The organism is Streptomyces sp. NPDC003023 (assembly GCF_042888225.1).
In the GTDB taxonomy this organism is placed as follows: domain Bacteria; phylum Actinomycetota; class Actinomycetes; order Streptomycetales; family Streptomycetaceae; genus Streptomyces.
Map to the genome: position 1 here is coordinate 191,746 of NZ_JBIAPL010000009.1, position 19,186 is coordinate 210,931.

The 19,186-nt window shown below is 72.9% G+C and carries 12 protein-coding genes; 4 read left to right on the top strand and 8 right to left on the bottom strand.

Features of this window, described 5'->3' with window-relative positions; genetic code table 11:
• The first annotated feature begins 246 nt into the window (after nucleotides 1–246).
• A complete protein-coding gene (locus tag ACFYV1_RS26785; protein WP_389398144.1) occupies nucleotides 247–4,068 on the top strand; it encodes a multifunctional oxoglutarate decarboxylase/oxoglutarate dehydrogenase thiamine pyrophosphate-binding subunit/dihydrolipoyllysine-residue succinyltransferase subunit in 3,822 nt (1,273 codons plus the stop codon).
• Between the two features lie 336 nt (nucleotides 4,069–4,404).
• Here ACFYV1_RS26785 and fxsT read toward each other — a convergent pair whose 3' ends face one another.
• From fxsT to ACFYV1_RS26820, 7 genes are all read right to left on the bottom strand, one after another.
• The gene (gene fxsT / locus ACFYV1_RS26790) at nucleotides 4,405–7,434 is read right to left on the bottom strand and encodes an FxSxx-COOH system tetratricopeptide repeat protein (RefSeq protein WP_389398145.1); all 3,030 of its coding nucleotides are present in this window, start codon (nucleotides 7,432–7,434) and stop codon (nucleotides 4,405–4,407) included.
• Nucleotides 7,435–7,489: 55 nt separating this feature from the next.
• Nucleotides 7,490–8,764 carry an aKG-HExxH-type peptide beta-hydroxylase gene (locus tag ACFYV1_RS26795; RefSeq protein WP_389398146.1) on the bottom strand — a complete coding sequence of 425 codons (1,275 nt, stop codon included), beginning with the start codon at nucleotides 8,762–8,764 and terminating at the stop codon, nucleotides 7,490–7,492.
• Nucleotides 8,765–8,822: 58 nt separating this feature from the next.
• Complete coding sequence (locus ACFYV1_RS26800; RefSeq protein WP_389398147.1) at nucleotides 8,823–9,017, bottom strand: hypothetical protein; 195 nt, start codon at nucleotides 9,015–9,017, stop codon at nucleotides 8,823–8,825.
• 96 nt (nucleotides 9,018–9,113) lie between these two features.
• Nucleotides 9,114–12,158, bottom strand: a complete 3,045-nt coding sequence (locus ACFYV1_RS26805) for an SAV_2336 N-terminal domain-related protein (protein ID WP_389398148.1) — start codon at nucleotides 12,156–12,158, stop codon at nucleotides 9,114–9,116.
• A 6-nt stretch (nucleotides 12,159–12,164) separates the two neighbouring features.
• Nucleotides 12,165–13,154 (bottom strand): AAA family ATPase, encoded by a 990-nt coding sequence (locus ACFYV1_RS26810; RefSeq protein ID WP_389398149.1) that lies wholly within the window; start codon nucleotides 13,152–13,154, stop codon nucleotides 12,165–12,167.
• A 99-nt stretch (nucleotides 13,155–13,253) separates the two neighbouring features.
• Nucleotides 13,254–15,290: a trypsin-like peptidase domain-containing protein gene (locus ACFYV1_RS26815; RefSeq protein WP_389398150.1), complete on the bottom strand. Its 2,037-nt coding sequence runs from the start codon at nucleotides 15,288–15,290 to the stop codon at nucleotides 13,254–13,256.
• 136 nt (nucleotides 15,291–15,426) lie between these two features.
• Nucleotides 15,427–15,822 (bottom strand): CU044_2847 family protein, encoded by a 396-nt coding sequence (locus tag ACFYV1_RS26820; protein ID WP_389398151.1) that lies wholly within the window; start codon nucleotides 15,820–15,822, stop codon nucleotides 15,427–15,429.
• A 134-nt stretch (nucleotides 15,823–15,956) separates the two neighbouring features.
• On the opposite strand from ACFYV1_RS26820, the gene ACFYV1_RS26825 reads away from it, so the two are divergent.
• Entirely contained in the window at nucleotides 15,957–16,139 is a 183-nt protein-coding gene (locus ACFYV1_RS26825) for a DUF6104 family protein (protein WP_003961784.1), read from the top strand.
• A gap of 51 nt (nucleotides 16,140–16,190) precedes the next feature.
• Here ACFYV1_RS26825 and ACFYV1_RS26830 read toward each other — a convergent pair whose 3' ends face one another.
• The gene (locus ACFYV1_RS26830) at nucleotides 16,191–16,973 is read right to left on the bottom strand and encodes a hypothetical protein (RefSeq protein WP_389398152.1); all 783 of its coding nucleotides are present in this window, start codon (nucleotides 16,971–16,973) and stop codon (nucleotides 16,191–16,193) included.
• 158 nt (nucleotides 16,974–17,131) lie between these two features.
• Here ACFYV1_RS26830 and ACFYV1_RS26835 point away from each other — a divergent pair, with 158 nt between their 5' ends.
• Complete coding sequence (locus ACFYV1_RS26835) at nucleotides 17,132–18,001, top strand: DUF4097 domain-containing protein (RefSeq protein WP_389398153.1); 870 nt, start codon at nucleotides 17,132–17,134, stop codon at nucleotides 17,999–18,001.
• 1 nt (nucleotide 18,002) lies between these two features.
• Nucleotides 18,003–19,001, top strand: a complete 999-nt coding sequence (locus tag ACFYV1_RS26840; protein ID WP_389398154.1) for a helix-turn-helix transcriptional regulator — start codon at nucleotides 18,003–18,005, stop codon at nucleotides 18,999–19,001.
• The last annotated feature ends 185 nt before the right edge of the window (nucleotides 19,002–19,186 follow it).

Here is a 19,186-nt window from a genome sequence, read left to right on the forward strand (position 1 = left end):
AAGCAGCCGGTCAGAACGTCGCCGGGCATCCGACAGGGACGCGGGCCGAAGGCCCGCGACCGCCGTCAGGCGTACCCCGGCTCTACCGAACCATGCTTGTTTCCCGCCATTCCCAGCCCCGAAACGCGCCGTTCGGTGTGACTTGCACGACGTTGACCGGCCCGGCCTGCACCTCCCGGCCAGGGAGGCGTAGCCTTTATTTCCGCTGTCCATCACCTTGTGAAGCGGAAGAGGGCGGTTCTCGCCGTGTCGTCTCAGTCCCCCAGTAACTCGAGTCTCTCGACCGACCAAGCCGGGCAGGGTCAGAACCCTGCCGCCGCGTTCGGCGCGAATGAGTGGCTCGTCGACGAGATCTACCAGCAGTACCTCCAGGACCCGAATTCGGTCGACCGTGCCTGGTGGGACTTCTTCGCCGACTACAAGCCGGGGGCGGCCGCCACGGCCGACGCCCCTGCCGCGGGGGCGAAGCAGACTCAGAGCGACACCGGCACGGCGGCACCCGCCCCGGCCGCCGCCGCTCCGGCGCAGCCCGCGGCCCCGGCGCAGCCCGCGCCCGCCGCTTCGGCCCCCGCCGCCCCCGCACCGCAGGCGCCCGCTCCCGCGGCCCCCGCCAAGGCGGCCCCCGCGGCCGCCCCGGCGCAGCCCGCGAAGGCCGCCGCCAAGCCCGCGGCGGCGGCGAAGGCCGACGCCACGCCGGCCGACGGTCCCGAGTTCGTGACGCTGCGCGGCCCCGCCGCCGCGGTCGCGAAGAACATGAACGCCTCGCTGGAGCTGCCCACGGCCACGTCCGTGCGCGCCGTCCCGGTGAAGCTGCTCTTCGACAACCGCATCGTCATCAACAACCACCTCAAGCGCGCCCGCGGCGGGAAGATCTCCTTCACGCACCTCATCGGGTACGCGATGGTGCAGGCCATCAAGGCCATGCCGTCGATGAACTGGTCCTTCGCGGAGAAGGACGGCAAGCCGACCCTGGTCAAGCCCGACCACGTGAACTTCGGTCTGGCCATCGACCTGGTGAAGCCGAACGGCGACCGCCAGCTGGTCGTCGCGGGCATCAAGAAGGCCGAGACGCTGAACTTCTTCGAGTTCTGGCAGGCCTACGAGGACATCGTCCGCCGCGCCCGCAACAACAAGCTGACGATGGACGACTTCACCGGCGTCACCGTCTCGCTGACCAACCCCGGCGGCCTCGGCACCGTCCACTCCGTGCCGCGTCTGATGCCCGGGCAGTCGGTCATCATGGGCGTCGGCTCCATGGACTACCCGGCCGAGTTCCAGGGCACCTCGCAGGACACCCTGAACAAGCTGGGCATCTCCAAGGTGATGACCCTCACCTCGACGTACGACCACCGCGTCATCCAGGGCGCCGCCTCCGGCGAGTTCCTGCGGATCGTCGCGAACTTCCTCCTCGGCGAGGAGAACTTCTACGACGAGATCTTCGAGGCGCTGCGCATCCCCTACGAGCCGGTCCGCTGGCTCAAGGACATCGACGCCTCCCACGACGACGACGTCACCAAGGCCGCGCGGGTCTTCGAGCTGATCCACTCCTACCGGGTCCGCGGCCACGTCATGGCCGACACCGACCCGCTGGAGTACCGCCAGCGCAAGCACCCCGACCTGGACATCACCGAGCACGGCCTCACGCTCTGGGACCTGGAGCGCGAGTTCGCCGTCGGCGGCTTCGCCGGCAAGTCGATGATGAAGCTGCGCGACATCCTGGGCGTGCTGCGCGAGTCGTACTGCCGCACCACCGGCATCGAGTTCATGCACATCCAGGACCCGAAGCAGCGCAAGTGGCTGCAGGACCGGGTCGAGCGCGCCACCAGCAAGCCGGAGCGCGAGGAGCAGCTGCGCATCCTGCGCCGGCTGAACGCCGCCGAGGCGTTCGAGATCTTCCTGCAGACGAAGTACGTCGGCCAGAAGCGCTTCTCGCTGGAGGGCGGCGAGTCCGTCATCCCGCTGCTCGACGCGGTCATCGACTCGGCGGCCGAGTCGCGCCTGGACGAGGTCGTCATCGGCATGGCCCACCGCGGCCGTCTGAACGTCCTCGCGAACATCGTCGGCAAGTCGTACGCGCAGATCTTCCGGGAGTTCGAGGGCAACCTCGACCCGAAGTCGATGCACGGCTCCGGCGACGTGAAGTACCACCTGGGAGCCGAGGGCACCTTCACCGGTCTCGACGGCGAGCAGATCAAGGTCTCGCTGGTCGCCAACCCCTCCCACCTGGAGGCCGTGGACCCGGTCCTCGAGGGTGTCTCCCGCGCCAAGCAGGACGTCATCAACAAGGGCGGCACGGACTTCACGGTCCTGCCGATCGCCCTGCACGGTGACGCGGCCTTCGCCGGCCAGGGTGTCGTCGCCGAGACGCTCAACATGTCGCAGCTGCGCGGCTACCGCACCGGCGGCACGGTCCACGTCGTCATCAACAACCAGGTCGGCTTCACCGCCGCCCCGGAGTCGTCGCGTTCCTCGATGTACGCGACGGACGTGGCCCGCATGATCGAGGCGCCGATCTTCCATGTGAACGGTGACGACCCGGAGGCCGTCGTGCGCGTGGCGCGGCTCGCCTTCGAGTTCCGCCAGACGTTCAACAAGGACGTCGTGATCGACCTCATCTGCTACCGCCGCCGCGGTCACAACGAGGGCGACAACCCCTCGTTCACCAACCCGCAGATGTACAACCTGATCGACAAGAAGCGCTCGGTGCGCAAGCTCTACACCGAGTCGCTGATCGGTCGCGGCGACATCACGCTGGAAGAGGCGGAGCAGTCGCTCCAGGACTTCCAGGGCCAGCTGGAGAAGGTGTTCGCGGAGGTCCGCGAGGCCACCAGCCACCCGGCCCCGGCCCACGTCCCGGACGTCGAGGCCGAGTTCCCCGTCGCGATCAACACGGCCGTCTCCCAGGAGATCGTCAAGCGGATCGCCGAGTCCCAGGTCAACATCCCCGACCACATCACCGTGCACCCGCGGCTCCTGCCGCAGATGCAGCGCCGCGCGGCGTCCGTCGAGGACGGCACGATCGACTGGGGCATGGGCGAGACGCTCGCCATCGGCTCGCTGCTGATGGAGGGCACCCCGGTCCGCCTCTCCGGCCAGGACACCCGCCGTGGCACGTTCGGCCAGCGCCACGCGGTGCTGGTGGACCAGGAGACCGGCGAGGACTACACCCCGCTGCTCTACCTGTCCGAGGACCAGGCCCGCTACAACGTCTACGACTCGCTGCTCAGCGAGTACGCGGCGATGGGCTTCGAGTACGGCTACTCGCTGGCCCGTCCGGACGCGCTGGTCATGTGGGAGGCGCAGTTCGGTGACTTCGTCAACGGCGCCCAGACCGTCGTCGACGAGTTCATCTCCTCCGCCGAGCAGAAGTGGGGCCAGCACTCCGGCGTCACGCTGCTCCTGCCGCACGGCTACGAGGGCCAGGGCCCGGACCACAGCTCCGCGCGTCCCGAGCGTTTCCTGCAGATGTGCGCGCAGGACAACATGACGGTCGCGATGCCGACCCTGCCGTCGAACTACTTCCACCTGCTGCGCTGGCAGGTCCACAACCCGCACCACAAGCCGCTGATCGTCTTCACCCCGAAGTCGATGCTGCGTCTGAAGGCGGCGGCGTCGAAGGCGGAGGAGTTCACCACCGGCGGCTTCCGTCCGGTGATCGGCGACGACTCCGTGGACCCGGCCGCGGTCCGCAAGGTCGTCTTCTGCGCGGGCAAGGTCTACTACGACCTCGAGGCCGAGCGTCAGAAGCGCGGCGACAAGGAAACGGCGATCATCCGCCTCGAGCGTCTGTACCCGCTGCCGGGCGCCGAGCTCCAGGCCGAGATCGCCAAGTACCCGAACGCCGAGAAGTACCTGTGGACGCAGGAGGAGCCGGCGAACCAGGGTGCCTGGCCGTTCATCGCGCTCAACCTGATCGACCACCTGGACCTGGCCGTCGGCGCGGACATCCCGCACGGCGAGCGTCTGCGGCGCATCTCGCGTCCGCACAGCTCGTCCCCGGCGGTGGGCTCCGCGAAGCGCCACCAGGCGGAGCAGCAGCAGCTGGTCGACGAGGTCTTCGACGCCTGACGCGGCACCGCACGACGCCGGAGGGCCCGGCACCCCTAGGACAGGGGTGCCGGGCCCTCCGGCGTCCCGGCCGGGACGCACGCACCGGACCGGGGAATCGCGCGGAGCCCAAACCGCGCGCGCCCGAGCCGGAGCCCGGTCGGCACGGAGCCCGGACCGGGCGGCAGGGCGGCAGGGCGGGACAGACTGCCCGAGCCCAAACCGGACCGTGCAGGCCCCGACCGGGCCGCGCGGCCCGAGCCCGGAACGGACTGCCCGAGCCCGGAACGTACGGCACCGACCCCAGCCAGACCGTACGGGCCCCGAACCCGGCCGCGCCGGATCGGGCCGCGGGCCTCAGCCCAGGTAGGGCTCGAAGTCCCAGTAGGGGCGGATCCGCTGGCGGGCGGAGAGGGTGTGCTGATGCTGCGCGCCCATCGTCCGCGTCAGCTTCTGCAGCGTGTCCTCCTCGACCTTGCCCGCCTCCTCCCGCTCGCCCACCGCCCGCAGATCCGCCGCGAGAGCGGTCTGGCTCGACAGGGTCATCGGATGGTCGATGCCGAGCACCCTGCGCGCACGGGCGACGGTGTCCCTGCTGAGCTCCACCGCGTCGTCCAGCCGGCCGGAGAGATTGCGTCCCCCCGCGGCGTTCAGCGCGCAGCCCAGCGTCCACGGATGGTCCTCGCCCAGCACGGTGCGCAGCCCGGTCAGCGCCTGCTCGAACATGTTGAGCGCGCCGTCCCGGTCGCCCTCCGCCTGCAGGAGCAGCCCGGTGTTGGACTGCATTCCGGTGGGTACGGGGTGGGCCTGGCCGACGAGCCGGCGGTAGCTCTCCTCCGCCTCGCCGATCAGCTCCCGTGCCAGGCTCAGGTCCCCGTGCACCCGCAGGTAGTTCGCGTAGTCGGTGACCAGCATCAGGCTGTTGTGGTGGCCCTTGCCGTAGACCCGCTCGTGGCGCTCGAGCAGTTCGGCCATCTGCGGGCCGATGTCCGGACCGGGCGTGCCGGCCCGGCGCCGGCACATGATGAGGTTGTGCTGCGACCACAGGGTGTGGGGGTGGCGTTCGCCGAGCACCTGCAACTGGAGCCGCAGGCCCAGTTCCTGACGGGCGAGCGCGTCCTGGTAGAGACCCATCAGACGCAGGTCACGGGCGCAGGCGCTGCCCGAGTGGAGCGTCTCGGGGTGCCGGGCGCGCAGCACGAGCTCCCGTTTGCGGAGCGTGTCGAGGTCGATCTCGTACGCCTCCCGGTACCGGCCCTGGAGGCGCAGGACCACGCCGAGGTTGTGCTGGGCGCGCAGCGTGGTCCACTCCTCGGCGCCGAGCATGGCGCGGGCGGTCGTCACCACCTCGTCCTGCAGCCGGTACGCCTCGGGGTACCGGCCGAGGAAGCGCAGGTCGGACGCGACGCTGCTGTGGGCGTTCATCAGCGCGATCTCGTCGGCGCCCGGCTGCTCGCCCAGCCGCGCGAGGGCGGCCTTGTCGATCTCGTACGCCTCGTGGAAGCGGCCGCTCGCCCGCAGGATGACCGTGTGCTCGGTGATCAGGTCGAGCAGCGGCTGCGCGGTCGGCTCGAACAGGGTGCTCCACGAGTCCCTGACCCGCTCGGCGAGCTCGATGCCCACCTTGAACTCCCCGCTGACATGGCAGTACCTCAGGCAGCGCAGCACCAGCTTCACGGTGCGGTCGTCGGTGCTGGCCAGGGCCCCCGAAGGAGTCAGCTGGGGCAGGATCTCGGCGAAACGGGGCCACAGCCTGCTGTCGGACGGCTCGCCGGGGTCGGCGTCGACCAGCACCTGCCGGATCACCGCGCGGTACATGTCGCGGTCGTCGCCCGCGGTCAGTTCGGTGACGATGCCGTGCACGACCCGGTGCATGTGGACCGACTCGTCGCGCAGACCGGCCTCGCCGCCGGAGGCCACGTTGAGGCTGCGGGAGTCGCGGGTGATCACCGAGTAGTTGACGAGCGCGTCCAGGGCGCGGGGCCACTCCGGGGTGTGCCCGGCGATCCAGCGCAGTTGCTCGGGCAGGTCACCGGCGGACACTCCGCGGACCAGGCCGATGGGGATACGGCCGGGCGCGAAGCAGGCGCAGAGTTTGAGGACCTCGAGGGCGCGCGGTTCCGAGTCGACCAGGCTGTTGAAGAGGATCGACCAGGAGGTCAGCGAGGACTGCGGGTAGTCGCCGAGCTCGGTGACGCCGGAGTCGAGCGGGTTGAGCTCACCGGTGCGCACCTTGTCCAGGTACTCGGCGACGGGCATACGGGACACGGCGAGCAGGGCGGCCGCGTGCGCGAGCTGAAGCGGCAGGTCCTGGAACTCGACGGCGACCCGGTCGGCGTCCGCGGCGCTGATGTGGGGCGCCCGGCGCATCAGATAGCCGGTCGACTCGGAACGGAGGAAGACCGGCACCTCGAGGACGTTCGCCGTGCTCCGCCAGCCGTGGTTGCGGGAGGTGATCAGTACGTGGCCGGTGCCGCTCTGCGGCAGCATCTCCAGGGCCTCGCCGACCTCCTCCCAGCCGTCGAAGACGATCAGCCAGCGGCCGTGGGGCTCGCCGCGCCGCAGCGCGTCCCGTACGGCACGGATCCGTTCGCCGGGCTCGGAGCCCGTACGCAGCCCCAGTACGGGGGCCAGCTCGCCGAACCGGTCACGGCGGGTGCCCCGCTGGTCGGAGTTGACCCACCAGACGACGTCGTAGTCGGGGCTGAAGCGGTGGGCGTACTCGGTGGCGATCTGGGTCTTGCCGATGCCCGCCATGCCGACCAGGGCGCACACCGCGCCGCCGGGCTCGGCGTCGTTGAGGGAGTGCTGGATCTGGTTGAGCAGTTCGTCGCGGCCGGTGAACCGGGCGTTGCGGCGGGGTACTTCGCCCCACACCGGGGGCGCGTCGCTCGGGTAGCGGGAGCCCGCGGCGGAGGGCGGCAGGGTCACGCGCGGTACGACTTCGACACCGAGCCTGGCCAGCAGCCGTCGCTCGGCCTCCTGTTCGGTGATGCCCCACAGGTCGACCGGTTCGAGCACCGCGGTCGAGGGCAGCAGCGCGCGGTTGGTGAGGTTGACCGCGGCGAAGCGGTCGGCGTTCGCGGAGACGAAGCCGCGCAGCACGTCGTTCCACTCGCCCTCACGGCGTGGGCCCAGCTGGAAGAACCAGTCACTGAGCACCAGGAGCACCCGGCCGCTGGCCAGCAGCAGGTCGCCGAGCGCTTCCTCCAGCGGCTGTTCACGGTGCGGGTCCCAGCGGTGCGAGGTGACCCGGTGGCCGTGTGCTTCGAGCCGGTGCGCTATCCAGTTGGCCCACGACCTGTGGTAGCCCGGGAAGGCCACCACGAAGTGTTCGGACTCCCGAACGGGCGCACCGCCGTCCGCCACGTGCCGCTGAGCGCCCATGCGCGCGTCTCCTCATCATCGGCCCGCGTCACTCTCCGGTGACGCGACAGGAATGTTACCGAACGTCACCATCCGACTGCACGTCGTCGGGGCGTGCGAACGAGGTACCGGCACGTATCCCGAGATGCGCGTGATGCCTCTGCATGCCCATGACGAACTGCCGTCCCTCAACGGTGAGTTCACCTGATTCCAGCAGGATCGGCAGTGCCTGCGCGACCTGTTCGCGATACTCCTCACGGCGGACGCGGGAGCGTCTGCGCGCGGCGGGCGCGGCACCGGGACGGCCCGCCACCCGGTCCCACAGATCGGCGAGCGCCAGATGCGCGTACGTACCCTGCAGCACTCCCTCGAACGGCCGCGGGTCGGCCCGCCAGGCGACCCGGTACCGGGGGACCCTGTCGGCGCGGTGGAGGCGGACCAGGTCGCAGAGCACATTGAGCTTGCTGTGCTGCAGTTCGTGCACCAGCACCTCGGCGAACCGCCGCGCCGAGCCCGGCAGTACGGTGTGCACGGCCCAGGGCTCGGCCCGGAGACTGCCGCTGGACGGGCCGCCGCGGCCGCCGGCCATCGGCACCACGGAGCGCGTCAGGCCGGTGATCTCGGCCGCGCGCCGCGGGTCGGCCGCCTCGAGCAGGTTCACCGCGCCACGCCACTCGGCCCGCCAGGCACGGGCGGGCTCCACGGCCGTGCTCCGGTGTCCGACCACCGCGTCCGGCGCCCGGTGCACGGCGATGTCGTCGAGCCTCGCCCGGCTGCCGGGCAGCACCGGAAGGCCCCGCCAGCCGGGGCCCGTTCCGCGTCCGCCGCGCCACAGCAGGACCGTGGCGGTCTTCCGTCCGGCAGGGCTGAGCAGCAGTCCGCGTGGCACGGGGACCACGCGTGTCCGGTCGGTGCGCGCGTCGAGGACGCCGAGACCCGGCAGTACGAGCAGGCCGTCGGTGGCCGTGACCGTGGTGTGCAGGGCGGCGCCGGTGCGCAGGGCGACCGCGACGGCTATCTCGCCCAGGTGCGGCAGCGCGGTGGTCAGGGCCGGGCCGCTCGCGTTCAGCGTGTGGACCAGCCAACTGCCGGTGGACGGGTGGTCGAGGACCTGCCGCGCCCGCGCGGGCCGCCCGTTCTCCGCGCTCTCCAGCAGCCGCCAGTCGCGCCGGAAGTGTGCCGCTGCCGCGTCGGGGAGCGGTTCACGCCGCATCCGGGCGAGCAGGGCCTTGAGCAGGACCAGCCGACGGCTGTGGACCGCGCGGTCGAGCAGCCATTGGTCCTCGGGAGCGGGCCGGGTGGAGGCGAGCCTGGCCGTCGAGCCGGGCGGGACCGTGAACGGGGCGCTCACGGCCACGATCGCGCCGCGAGGCGTGATCCGGCCGGATTTCGCCGTTGTAACGAACCGCTCATGTCCCGTCCGCCCAGGCCTCCGTGAGGCTTCCCGGGCAGGCCAGCACCTGCTCCACGGCCGCACACAGTGCCGCGTCCTCGTCCATCGCGTGAAGAGTGTGCAGGTCGACGCCGGTCAGGTCGGGAAGCGCGGGACGGACGACGGGATCACGGCCCATCCGTACGGAGCCGGCCTCACGCTGCTGCAGCACGCTGTTCTCCTCCCTGATGCCCCCGTGGAGGCGATGCCGTGACGCTTTTACTTCCCGACCGGCGTGTTTCGGAAACCCGTTCCCCTTACAGGGAGTTCAGGATCCGGCCGGACCCTGGCCCTCCCCGCCGCCCGTGCCCTCCAGGGCCAGAAGCCGGTCCCTGGTCGCCCGTACCTCGTCCGACGCTCCCGGCGTCCCCTCGTCCGCCAGCCGGTCCCACAGCGCCGCCGCGGCCCGGTAGTCGTCCAGCGCGGACGCCGGGAGCTGCCGGCGTTCGTACAGCACGGCCCTGCCGTGCAGGGCCCGTGCCGCCGTCTCGGACGGTGCTCCGCCCACTTCCGCACTCTCGCGCAGCGCCCTGGTGTACGCCGTCTGTGCCGCGCCGAAGTGGGCCCGCGGGCCGGGGAAGGCGAGCTGCGCGCCGGCCAGGGCCAGCCAGGACGCGGCACGGGTGGCCGGGTCGCCGCCGTGGTGGGCCGCCTGTTCGATCAGGTGGCATCCCTCGTACAGGTCGGGCAGCGAACGGCCGCCGCCGTCCTGTCCCTTGAGATACCGCTCGACCAGGGCACTGCCCAGCAGCAGGTGCAGACGCCAGCGCAGCGGGCCCACTCTGGCGGGCAGGTTGGTGAGCGCCTCTCGGAGGATGGCGATGGCCCGGTCCGGCAGGCGGGCGTCCACGAGCTGCATCTCGCCCCATTCGGCGAGGACCTCGCACCTGACGGCGCTGTCGCGCGGCGCCCGGCGCTCGGCGTCCGCGTAGCCACGGGCCGCCGCGTCCCAGTCGCGCAGCTCCCGGTGGCAGCGGGCGCGCTCACGCAGGCAGCGCAGGAGCAGTGCGTCACTGCCGTCGGCCACCTGCTCCGCCGCCGCGACGAGGCCGAGCAGGGCCGTCTGGTCCGCGGAGCCCACGATCCGCAGCGCGGCCACGAGGTCGAGCAGGGCGGCGGCACGACGGCGCGGATGGGCGCCGGTCCGCTTCAACTGGTCGCACGCGTCGCGCAGTTCCCGTACGGCCGCCGGCGCGTGAGCGGGGTCGTCCGGTTCCGAGCGGGCCAGATCGAGCAGGACCCTGCCCAGTCGGAGCCGGCGTACCGCCTCGGTCTGCGGGGCATCGCTCACCGGTCCGCCGGCGCGCAGGCTGTCGCCGGCCGCGTACAGCCATGCGGTGCTCTGCCGCTCCTGACGCCACAGGTCGTGCTGGACGGCTCCCCGGCGCACCGCCGCGCCGGGGTCGTCGCCGGCCAGCAGCCGCTCCGCGCGCAGCAGCAGGCTCCGGGCGCCGCCGGGGCCGCTGTGCAGTTCCGCGGTGCCGGCGCGGGCGTGGAGGATCTGGCCCAGCAGGTGCCTGGCCCGTTCGCCGCCGCCGTCGTCCACGGCGGTCTCCGCCAGCCGCTGCGCGTCCAGCAGGAGCTGCTCGTCGCGCTGGTCGCGCCACAGGCCGAGCAGCCGCTCGGCCTCGTCCAGCCGTCCTGGCACCGGCCGGGCGGGCCGGTACCAGCGCACCACGCGCGCGGAGACGTGGGCGAACAGCGCCTCCCTGACGGCTTCCCCGGCCTCGTCGCCCTCCCGTGCCCCGTCGGTGTCGTCCGGACCGGCTCCGTCCGGGTCCTGGCCCTGAAGCCGGGCGACGGCCAGGGCGGGGAAGTTGCGCATCCCCCTGCCGAAGCGGCGGCCGATGTATTCGGAGAGGTACTTCAGCACCAGCTCCGCCGCGCCCCGGTCGAGCATGCGCAGCAGCACCTCACGGACCCCGGGGGCGAACTCGTACTGCGGGCCCGGCACGTCCGCCGTGTCCGGCAGCCGGTCCAGCAGGCCGCCGAGGAGCACCTCGGCCAGTTCCATCGGCCCGGTGTCCGGCAGCAGGGCCTCCTGCACCAGCTGCATCACCGGCAGGTAGAGCGGCACGGCCGCGAGATGCACGGCCAGTTCGACGGCGCCGGGCGAGGCGGAGCCCTGGAAGTCACGCAGCCGGGCACCCGGTGTCGCCGCCGTCCCGCGGGGACCGGGTCCGGGCCGCGGCGGGTGGCCCGCGCCCACCCAGGCGGCCGCGCCACGCATCGTGCGTCCGCCGTTCGAGCCCACGACCCGGGCCCAGTTGCCGAGCACCCGCTCGGTCGGCAGCAGGACGGGCACCGCGAGATCACCGGGGGCGGGCGGGGCGGCGGCCAGGTATCCCTCGTCGGGCACGAACCGGACGCCGCGCGAGGAGCCGGGCACGCGCTCGACGGTGCCGGGCCCCGCGGGCAGCGCGGTGCGGTCCCAGAGCCGGGGCGGGAGCGGCTGGACCACCGCCACGGGTGAGGACGCCGCCCACCGGTGCAGCAGCCGCTGCGCCCGGCCCGACTGCCACAGCGTGCCGGCGCAGTCGCTGACCACCAGGGTGAGGCGCCGTCCGGTGGTGTCGCGGTGCTGGTCGGCGGGGCGCAGCCGGGTGCGGTGCGGATCGGGGCCGGTGCCGGCCATCGGGGTGCCGTCGGGCCCGGCGTGGAGGTAATGGACCTGGACGTCGCGGAACGCGCCGAGGCGTTCGCACGCCTGCCGCAGCCGCTCCAGGGTGAGCTGCCACACCGACGCGGTCGGTGAGGCGTCCATGAGGAGCTGGATCTCTGTGGAACGCCGGTCGGCGGGCCTGGTCACGGGTACGAGGAGGGCTTCCCGGGCGCTGCGTTCCGCGGTCGCCCGCTCGTCGAGCTCCCTGCCGGGCGCGGGCGGCACGGGTGGGCGGTAGCCGCGCAGCGGCCGCAGCGAGCGCTGCAGGTCGAGCAGGCCGGACAGGGCCGCCGTGGCGGGTGCGCGTATCGGGAACGACCGCACCGGTGCGGCGTCGGGGGCCGACGGGACATAGAGGGAGACGGGTGCCGTGTGCTCGGTGGTGTGCGGGCCGGGACGCGCCCCCGGCAGCGGTGCGCCCGTACCCGGTCGCGTCGTGTCCGCGGGCGTGCCCGCGGACGGACGGCTCAGCGGTTCACCGGCCGGCGGGCCGCCGGCCGGTGGGCGTGACTCGGTGGTCAGGCGGGCCAGCCACAGGGCATCGGCCAGGCCCTCCGCCGAAGGCTCGAGGCCCGTCGCGCGCATCCGTGAGACGAGCTCCGCGAGGGGCTCGGTCAGGTGGTCCGCCTGCCGTCGGCCAGGCGTGTTCATCGGCCATCACCTCGGGCGGTCCAGCGGACGCAGGAGCATTTCGGCGAGCCTGTCCCTGGTGACCTGTTCGGCGTCGGCGGCCTGCCGGGTCACGTACAGGGCGTTCAGCAGCTGGTCGGTGGCGACGACCTGGCCCGGTGCCCGCTGCAGGAAGTGGCTGATGAGCCCGGCGCCCTCCTCCAGTGCCTCCTCGCCGAGGTGCGCGGTGACCATCGCGGCCAGCTGCTTCTCTCCGGGGGCCTTGAGGTCGAGCTGGATGCAGCGCCGCAACAGGGCCGCGGGGAAGTCCCGTTCGCCGTTGGACGTGAGGATGATGACGGGGAAGGTGGTGCACCGGACACGGCCGCCGGTGACCGTCGCGGTCGTCCCGTCGTCGGTCAGCACCTCGGTCTCCGGCTCGCGTTCCGCGCGGCGCTCCAGCTCACGGATCGCGAACTCGCCGTCCTCGAGGATGTTCAGCAGGTCGTGCGGGAGGTCTATGTCGCTCTTGTCGAACTCGTCGATGAGCAGGACCCGCGGCAGCCCGTCCCCGGTCGGCAGGAGGGCCGTGCCGAGCGGCCCCAGCCGGATGTAGGAGCCGATCGGCGGCTGCTGTACGGAACCTCCGGCGACGGCCCGGTCCAGCTGGACGTCCTGGAGCCTGCCGATGGCGTCGTAGTGGTAGAGCCCGTCCTGGAGAGTGGTGCGGCTGACGATGGGCCAGCGCAGCACGCGGCCGAGCTTCAACTCGTGCGCGAGAGAATGCGCGAGGGTCGATTTCCCGGTGCCCGGGTTGCCGGTGACGAGCAGCGGACGGCGCAGCAGCAGCGCCGCGTTGACGGCCTCCACCTCCTCCGGCCGGGGGTGGAACGACTCCACCAGCCGTCGTTCGACCCCGAGCCTGCGGGCGACGTCGGGCCGCTGGGCGCGGAAGTCGCGCCACGGCGGAGGATCCGGTAACCGCCGGATGTCGTCGTGCGGATAACCCGCTCCCCGGTAGATGTGCCAGTCACTCACTGTGGGCTCCTCATCGCTGCCGGCCCGGCGGGCACGGCATCCTAGGGGTCTCCTGCCCGCTTTGACCGCTCGCACGGGCGTCGAGGCCGGCTGGGTGTCTCACGGCGGTGGGTCGGGCGGTACGCCGGGGGGCGGGTCGTGGGGAACCCCGCCCGGTGGGCCGGGGGAAACGCTGTGGAGTGCCTGCCTGTCGGGTGGATCGTAGATGAGGACGATGTGCCGTGCCCAGGCTGCGTCGTGGTCCGGCAGTTCGGCCGCGGCGCTCATGTTGCGCAGCAGGCGGATGCGTTCGCGCAGGGCTCTGCCGGTGCCGGCCTCGTGCACCAGCCGGGCCGCCCGCTCATGGAAGTCGGCGCAGTCGTCGTGGTCCGTGTCACCGGTTCGGCGGCAGATGACGGCGGCGTGCCCGGCGTGGAACGCCCGGGTGAGGACCGCGGATCCACGTCCGTGCGCCGTGCTGGCGCAATACACCGGGACCGTCCCCGAAGGGCCGTCGAGCAGGCGGGTGTAGGCGGCCTCCTCGCTCTCCGGCGTCAGCGCGCGGTGCCCGGACGCGGGTACGTCGGCGCAGAGCGGCCGGGCGGACAACGGCCCCTGTTCCAGGGCGGTCCAGCCGCGCCGCCACTCGGGTGTGGCACCGTCGTGACGGCGGAGCTGGTCGCGCAGGGCGACGACCCGCCGGCGCCCGATGGGCAGCGTGTGCACGCTCGGCGGCTCGCCGGGCCGCGGCAGTCGCAACCGCCATTCGTCGACCGGTTCGTCGAACAGGGCGCGCGGCAGCAGGAAGTCGACGGCCGCCAGATGTTCACCGACGTCGGCGCCCACGACGGCGGCTGCCAGCGCCTCCCGCAGCGAGGACTCCAACTCCTCGCGCGTGGCGCCTTCGTCGTCGTTCCGCAGCGTCGTGGTCCGCCCGTCGGCGCCGACAAGCCGGACCTGCCAGCGGTAGGTGCCGTAGAGCTCGGGGCCTATCACCACGAGCACGTCGTCGTGGGCCTCCTGGCCGCCCTGCGCGCCCGTGGTGAGGAGGCCGGGGACGGACTCCCTGATCACGTCGTTGCGCAGGCGGTGCGCGGTGGCCTCGACCCAGTCGCGCAGGGCCGCCGCGTCCGGATCGCCGGGAGTGCCGACGGCGGCGTGCACCATGGCGGCGTAGAGGACCACGGCCTCCAGTTCGAGGTCCCGGCCCTGCGACTCGGACGCCTCTGTGGCGTCCCGCGGGTCGTAGAGCAGACCGGTGCCGTCGCGCCAGTCGCTGGGGGCGTCCGCGTCGAGCCGCCGGGGCCCGCGCAGGACGAGCCTGCGGGCCTCGTTGACCAGGTGCAGCACCTGGCCGGCGCCGGACGGCGGCGCGACAGCGGCGAACAGCCCGTACAGCCGGGCCCGCATGTCGGGGGCGAAGAGGTGCGGCCGGCGCTGCTGGGCGGCCAGCCGGGTCTGCAGTCGGGGCCAGCTGTCGCCGGCCCGGGCGTAACGGTCCATGTGGTGGCGGTCGTGGGCCGCGATGACCTCGTGCCACAGCCGGGCGTCGTCCGAGCCCGGTTCGTCGCACAGGGCGCGCAGCCGGGTGGTGGGCGAGGCGCGGCCGACCGTGGCGTCGCCCTGCGCCTTGCTCTTGACGACGCCGATGACGGCTCCGTGCCGCGCGTCGACGACGGGACCGCCCGAGCAGCCGTGCAGCACCACGGCGCTCTGCAGCGTCATCGGGTTGCCTCTGCGGCCGCCGGTGGCCAGGCCGGTGGGGGCCAGGAAGTCTGCCCCGCCGTCCTGGGCCTGGGCCCAGCCGTAGAGCCCCACTTCGGCCGGGGTGCAGTCGGAACGGTCGCTCAGCCACAGGCAGTCCGCGGACCGCGCCTCCGGTACGCGGACGAGGGCGAGGTCGGCTCCGGCCATCACCCTGACGACCTCGCCGGTGAGGACGCGTCCCTCGTCGGTGGTGATCCGGACGCGCTTGGGCTGCTCGTTGCCTGTCACCTCCGCCTCCCGCCCCACGACGACGTGCGCGCATGTCAGCACCCACTCCGGGGCGATGAAGAAGCCACTGCCCCAGAACCGGGAACTGCGTCGGTCATACCCGTCGCCGTCGGGACCGATGCGGACCACACACCGGCTTACGGGATCCTCCAGCGGGCTCACGCGAGACCACGGGGGGCGTACGGGGGCGGTGCGGCGGCACGCTGCCCCGCTCTGTGCGACCCGGCACCGGGCCGGTGTGTACGCGCATCAGCCATGAGCCCCCCGCTCCCCCGAGAGTGAGACATGTGGTGAGAGGCTAACCCGGTGTTGCGCCGGAGGGGAGTGGTTCCGGACCCGCGGCGGGCCGCCCGTCACCACCGGGATGCCAGGTGAGGGTGACGGAGATGGACGCCTTGGCCTCGCCGTCGGCGAGCACGGCGGCGACCGCCTTGCCGGGCCTGGCGGCCAGCTCTATGCCGAAGGTCGCGCTGATCTCGTCCGGCCGGGCGGCGCTCGCCGCGGCGACGACGGCCGAACCTACCGCCGCGATCACCTCGTTGACGCGGGTCGCGCCGGCGCGCAGCCGGTCCGCGGTCCCGACGTCCTCGAAGCCGTCGGCATCCGGTGCGCCGGGTCCCACGACGCCGACCCGGGCGAGAATCGTCTGCCCGTCGCCGAGCTCGACCTCCCGCACGTCCTGATCCGTTTCCATGTACGCCTCCCCCTGCTCGTCCTGCATGTCCGGCTCGCCCTGCTTGTCGCGCTCGCCCTGCTCGTCGAACGCCCTCCCCGGGACGACCCGTCCCGCATTCCTTCCCCCCTGCGACCACTGGTTACGCTGGTCCCATGTACTTCACGGACCGTGGCATCGAGGAACTGGAGAAGCGGCGCGGCGAGGAGGAGGTCACCTTCGAGTGGCTCGCCGAGCAGCTGCGCACGTTCGTGGACCTGAACCCGGACTTCGAGGTCCCCGTCGAGCGCCTCGCCACCTGGCTGGCCCGCCTCGACGACGAGGACGAGGACGAGTAGCCGAGCCGGACCAGGCCCGCCACCCGGCGGCGGAGCAGGACCGCCGTCGCGTCAGGCCTTCGGCCACCGCCCCCACGCCGGCGGCAGCAGCCCGTGCGCGACGAGCACCGCTCCCGCCACCGCCCACCCCCCGCTGCGCCGCCGCATCCCCCACGCCAGCAGGGCCACCCCGGCCACCAGCTGGGCCGCGCCCGCCGCGCGGAGCCATGACGGGTACGGCGCGGGCAGGAGGCGGCCACCGCCGGCGCTTCCCTCCCCCAGGTCCGCCGGGTCGGCCTCCTCGGCGCGCGCCGCGTGTGCGGCCGTACGCAGTCGCTCCGCAAAGTCACCGGGCGTCAGGCCGGTGGGGAGGGCGAGGCCGGTGCGCGAGAGAAGTGCGGTGAGGCCCAGGAGCCTGGCCCGTGCGTCGGAGTCCGGGTCGGGGCGGGTCAGCGGTTCCAGGGCCTGCAGATCGAGCACCGGGTCGAGCCCGAGGCGGGTCGCGAAGGTGCGCATCGCCTCGTCCTCGCCGACCGGCGTGCCGTCCGCGAGCCAGATGTAGCCGACGGGACGGCGGAAACCGGACGCGAGCGTGAACCCGGCCCGGTCGCTGTCCCACCACAGGGCGAGCACCGGCCAGTTGACCCCGATGGCGAGTGCCGATGCCCATCCCGACAGGACGGCGTCGACGGATTCGCCTCCGACGAGCCAGGGTCTGCCCTCCGGGACCGCGACGCTCCACCCGTCGCCCGCCGGGGCGAGGAGCATCCGTTCGCGCAGCAGATGCAGGTGGTCCCGTACGGCCGGCACCTCGGCACGGCACAGCAGCAGGGCTCCGGCGGGTGTCGCGTTCATGGCCCCACGCTAGGGCAGTTCATCCCGGTACGGGGTACTGCAGGCGGTCGTGTCACCGTCGGAGCGGGGCCGACCTTGACATCCCCGGGCCGCGATATATCGTGTTGTCATCGAGACGCGATATGTTGCGTCGTGGCCGGCCTCGGGAGGTCAGCACCATGGCAGAGACCACATGGGAAGTCGCCGAGCCCAGGAAGCTCACCTTCGACGACCCGCCGACGACGCTCAACGTCCGCGTCGTGGGCGGCACGGTCAATGTCGTGGGCACCGACGAGGGTTCCACCCGACTCGAGATCTCCGAGGTGGAAGGCCCTCCCCTGATGGTGACCAGGAACGGATCGACGCTCACCGTCGCGTACGAGGACGTGCCCTGGAAGGGCTTCCTCAAGTGGTTCGACCGCACAGGCCCGCGCCGCAGTGCCGTCGTGTCCGTCGTGGTCCCGGCGGCCACGGCCGTGGAGGTCGGCGTCGTCAGCGCCGGCGCGGTCGTCTCCGGTGTGCGGGGCACCACGGTGGTCCGAGGGGTCACCGGGGACACCACCCTCGTCGGCCTGGCCGGCACCGTCCGCGCCGAGACCGTCTCCGGAAACCTCGAGGCCCAGTCGGTCACCGGCGACCTGCGCTACAACTCGGTCTCCGGCGACCTGACGGTGATCGACGGCGCGGGCGCGTCCGTGAAGGCCGACTCGGTCAGCGGGGACATGGTCATCGACCTCGACCCGGGCGGGAAACCCACGGACATCCGGCTGACCACGGTCTCCGGCGAGGTCGCCATCCGGCTCCCGCACCCGGCGGACGCGCGGGTCGACGCGAACACCGCCGGCGGCGCGATCTCCAATGCCTTCGACGATCTGCGGGTCAGCGGCCAGTGGGGCGCCAGGAGGATCACCGGAACCCTCGGCGCGGGTACCGGCACCCTCAAGGCGACCACCGTCTCGGGGTCCATCGCCCTGCTGCGCCGGCCTCCCGCGGAGGACGATCCGTACGAGGAGGCGCCCGCGGGCGCCCCGAGTGGGAAGGTGCTCTGACATGCCCCCCGTCTTCGCCCACGGCAGGCTCCGCCTCTATCTGCTCAAGCTCCTCGACGAGGCGCCGCGCCACGGGTACGAGGTGATCCGCCTCCTCGAGGAGCGCTTCCAGGGCCTGTACGCCCCGAGCGCCGGCACCGTCTACCCGCGGCTGGCCAAGCTGGAGGCCGAGGGCCTCGTCACGCACGCCACCGAGGGCGGCCGCAAGGTGTACTCGATCACCGACGCGGGCCGCGCGGAGCTGGCCGGCCGCAGCGGCGAACTGGCGGATCTCGAGCTGGAGATCCGTGAGTCCGTCTCCGAACTGGCCGCCGAGATCCGGGACGACGTCCGCGGCGCCGCGGGCAGACTGCGCAGCGACATGCGGGCGGCGGCGACCCACAGCCGCGAGACGTCGGGCGCCGGGAAGGGCGGTTGGAGTCCCGGCCGCGGGGACTTCGGGGATCTGGGCGACCTCGCCGACAGCGAGTCGTGGCGGGCCGCGAAGGAGGAGCTCAAGCGGGCCAAGCAGGAGTGGAAGGAGCAGGCACGCCGGGCCAAGGACGAGTCGCGGCGGGCCCGTGAGGACGCCCAGCAGGCACGCCGTCAGGCGCAGGAGGCGCAGGACACGGCCCGCGCGGAGATGCAGCGCATCGCCCGGCAGGTGCAGGAGCAGGTCCAGGACCACTTCGCCCGCGGCGACTGGCCGACCGGTGTGCGCGAGGGCCTGTCGGAGCTGACCACACAGCTCGGCGGGCTGGCGCGGGGCGCGGCATGGCCGCCGTACGTGAAGCCGGAACCGGCGGACGCGGAGCCCGACTGGGCCGAGGACACCGTGGAGCCGGGGGTCTCCGCCGACCCGGCGCGTGACCTGGAGCGGCTGCTCGACCGCTTCCGTGACGACGTACGGGACGCGGCGCGGGACCACGGTGTGACGTCGGAGCAGCTGGGCGAGGCCAGGCGTCATCTGTCGACGGCGGCGGCCCACATCGCCGCGCTGCTGCACGGCCCCAAGGGGTGAGCCCGGGCCGGGCGCCCCACGGCCCCCGGCCCGCCTTCGCCACCCCGCGTCCCTCCCCGGCCCCACCGTCCGTCCCCGGCGGGGTCGGCCCGTTGTCGCCGCCGGGGACGAACAACGGAACGAACATCGCCCGCTCCAGGAACCGGCGCGTGCGTCACCCCGTGACCGGCGGGCACCTCGCGGAC

Excerpts from the sequence above, each read along its gene's own strand:
- ACFYV1_RS26805 (WP_389398148.1), bottom strand. The coding sequence starts at position 12,158 with ATGAACACGCCTGGCCGACGGCAGGCGGACCACCTGACCGAGCCCCTC.
- fxsT (WP_389398145.1), bottom strand. The coding sequence starts at position 7,434 with ATGGGCGCTCAGCGGCACGTGGCGGACGGCGGTGCGCCCGTTCGGGAG.
- ACFYV1_RS26830 (WP_389398152.1), bottom strand. The coding sequence starts at position 16,973 with ATGAACGCGACACCCGCCGGAGCCCTGCTGCTGTGCCGTGCCGAGGTG.
- ACFYV1_RS26840 (WP_389398154.1), top strand. The coding sequence starts at position 18,003 with ATGCCCCCCGTCTTCGCCCACGGCAGGCTCCGCCTCTATCTGCTCAAG.
- ACFYV1_RS26825 (WP_003961784.1), top strand. The coding sequence starts at position 15,957 with ATGTACTTCACGGACCGTGGCATCGAGGAACTGGAGAAGCGGCGCGGC.
- ACFYV1_RS26820 (WP_389398151.1), bottom strand. The coding sequence starts at position 15,822 with ATGGAAACGGATCAGGACGTGCGGGAGGTCGAGCTCGGCGACGGGCAG.
- ACFYV1_RS26835 (WP_389398153.1), top strand. The coding sequence starts at position 17,132 with ATGGCAGAGACCACATGGGAAGTCGCCGAGCCCAGGAAGCTCACCTTC.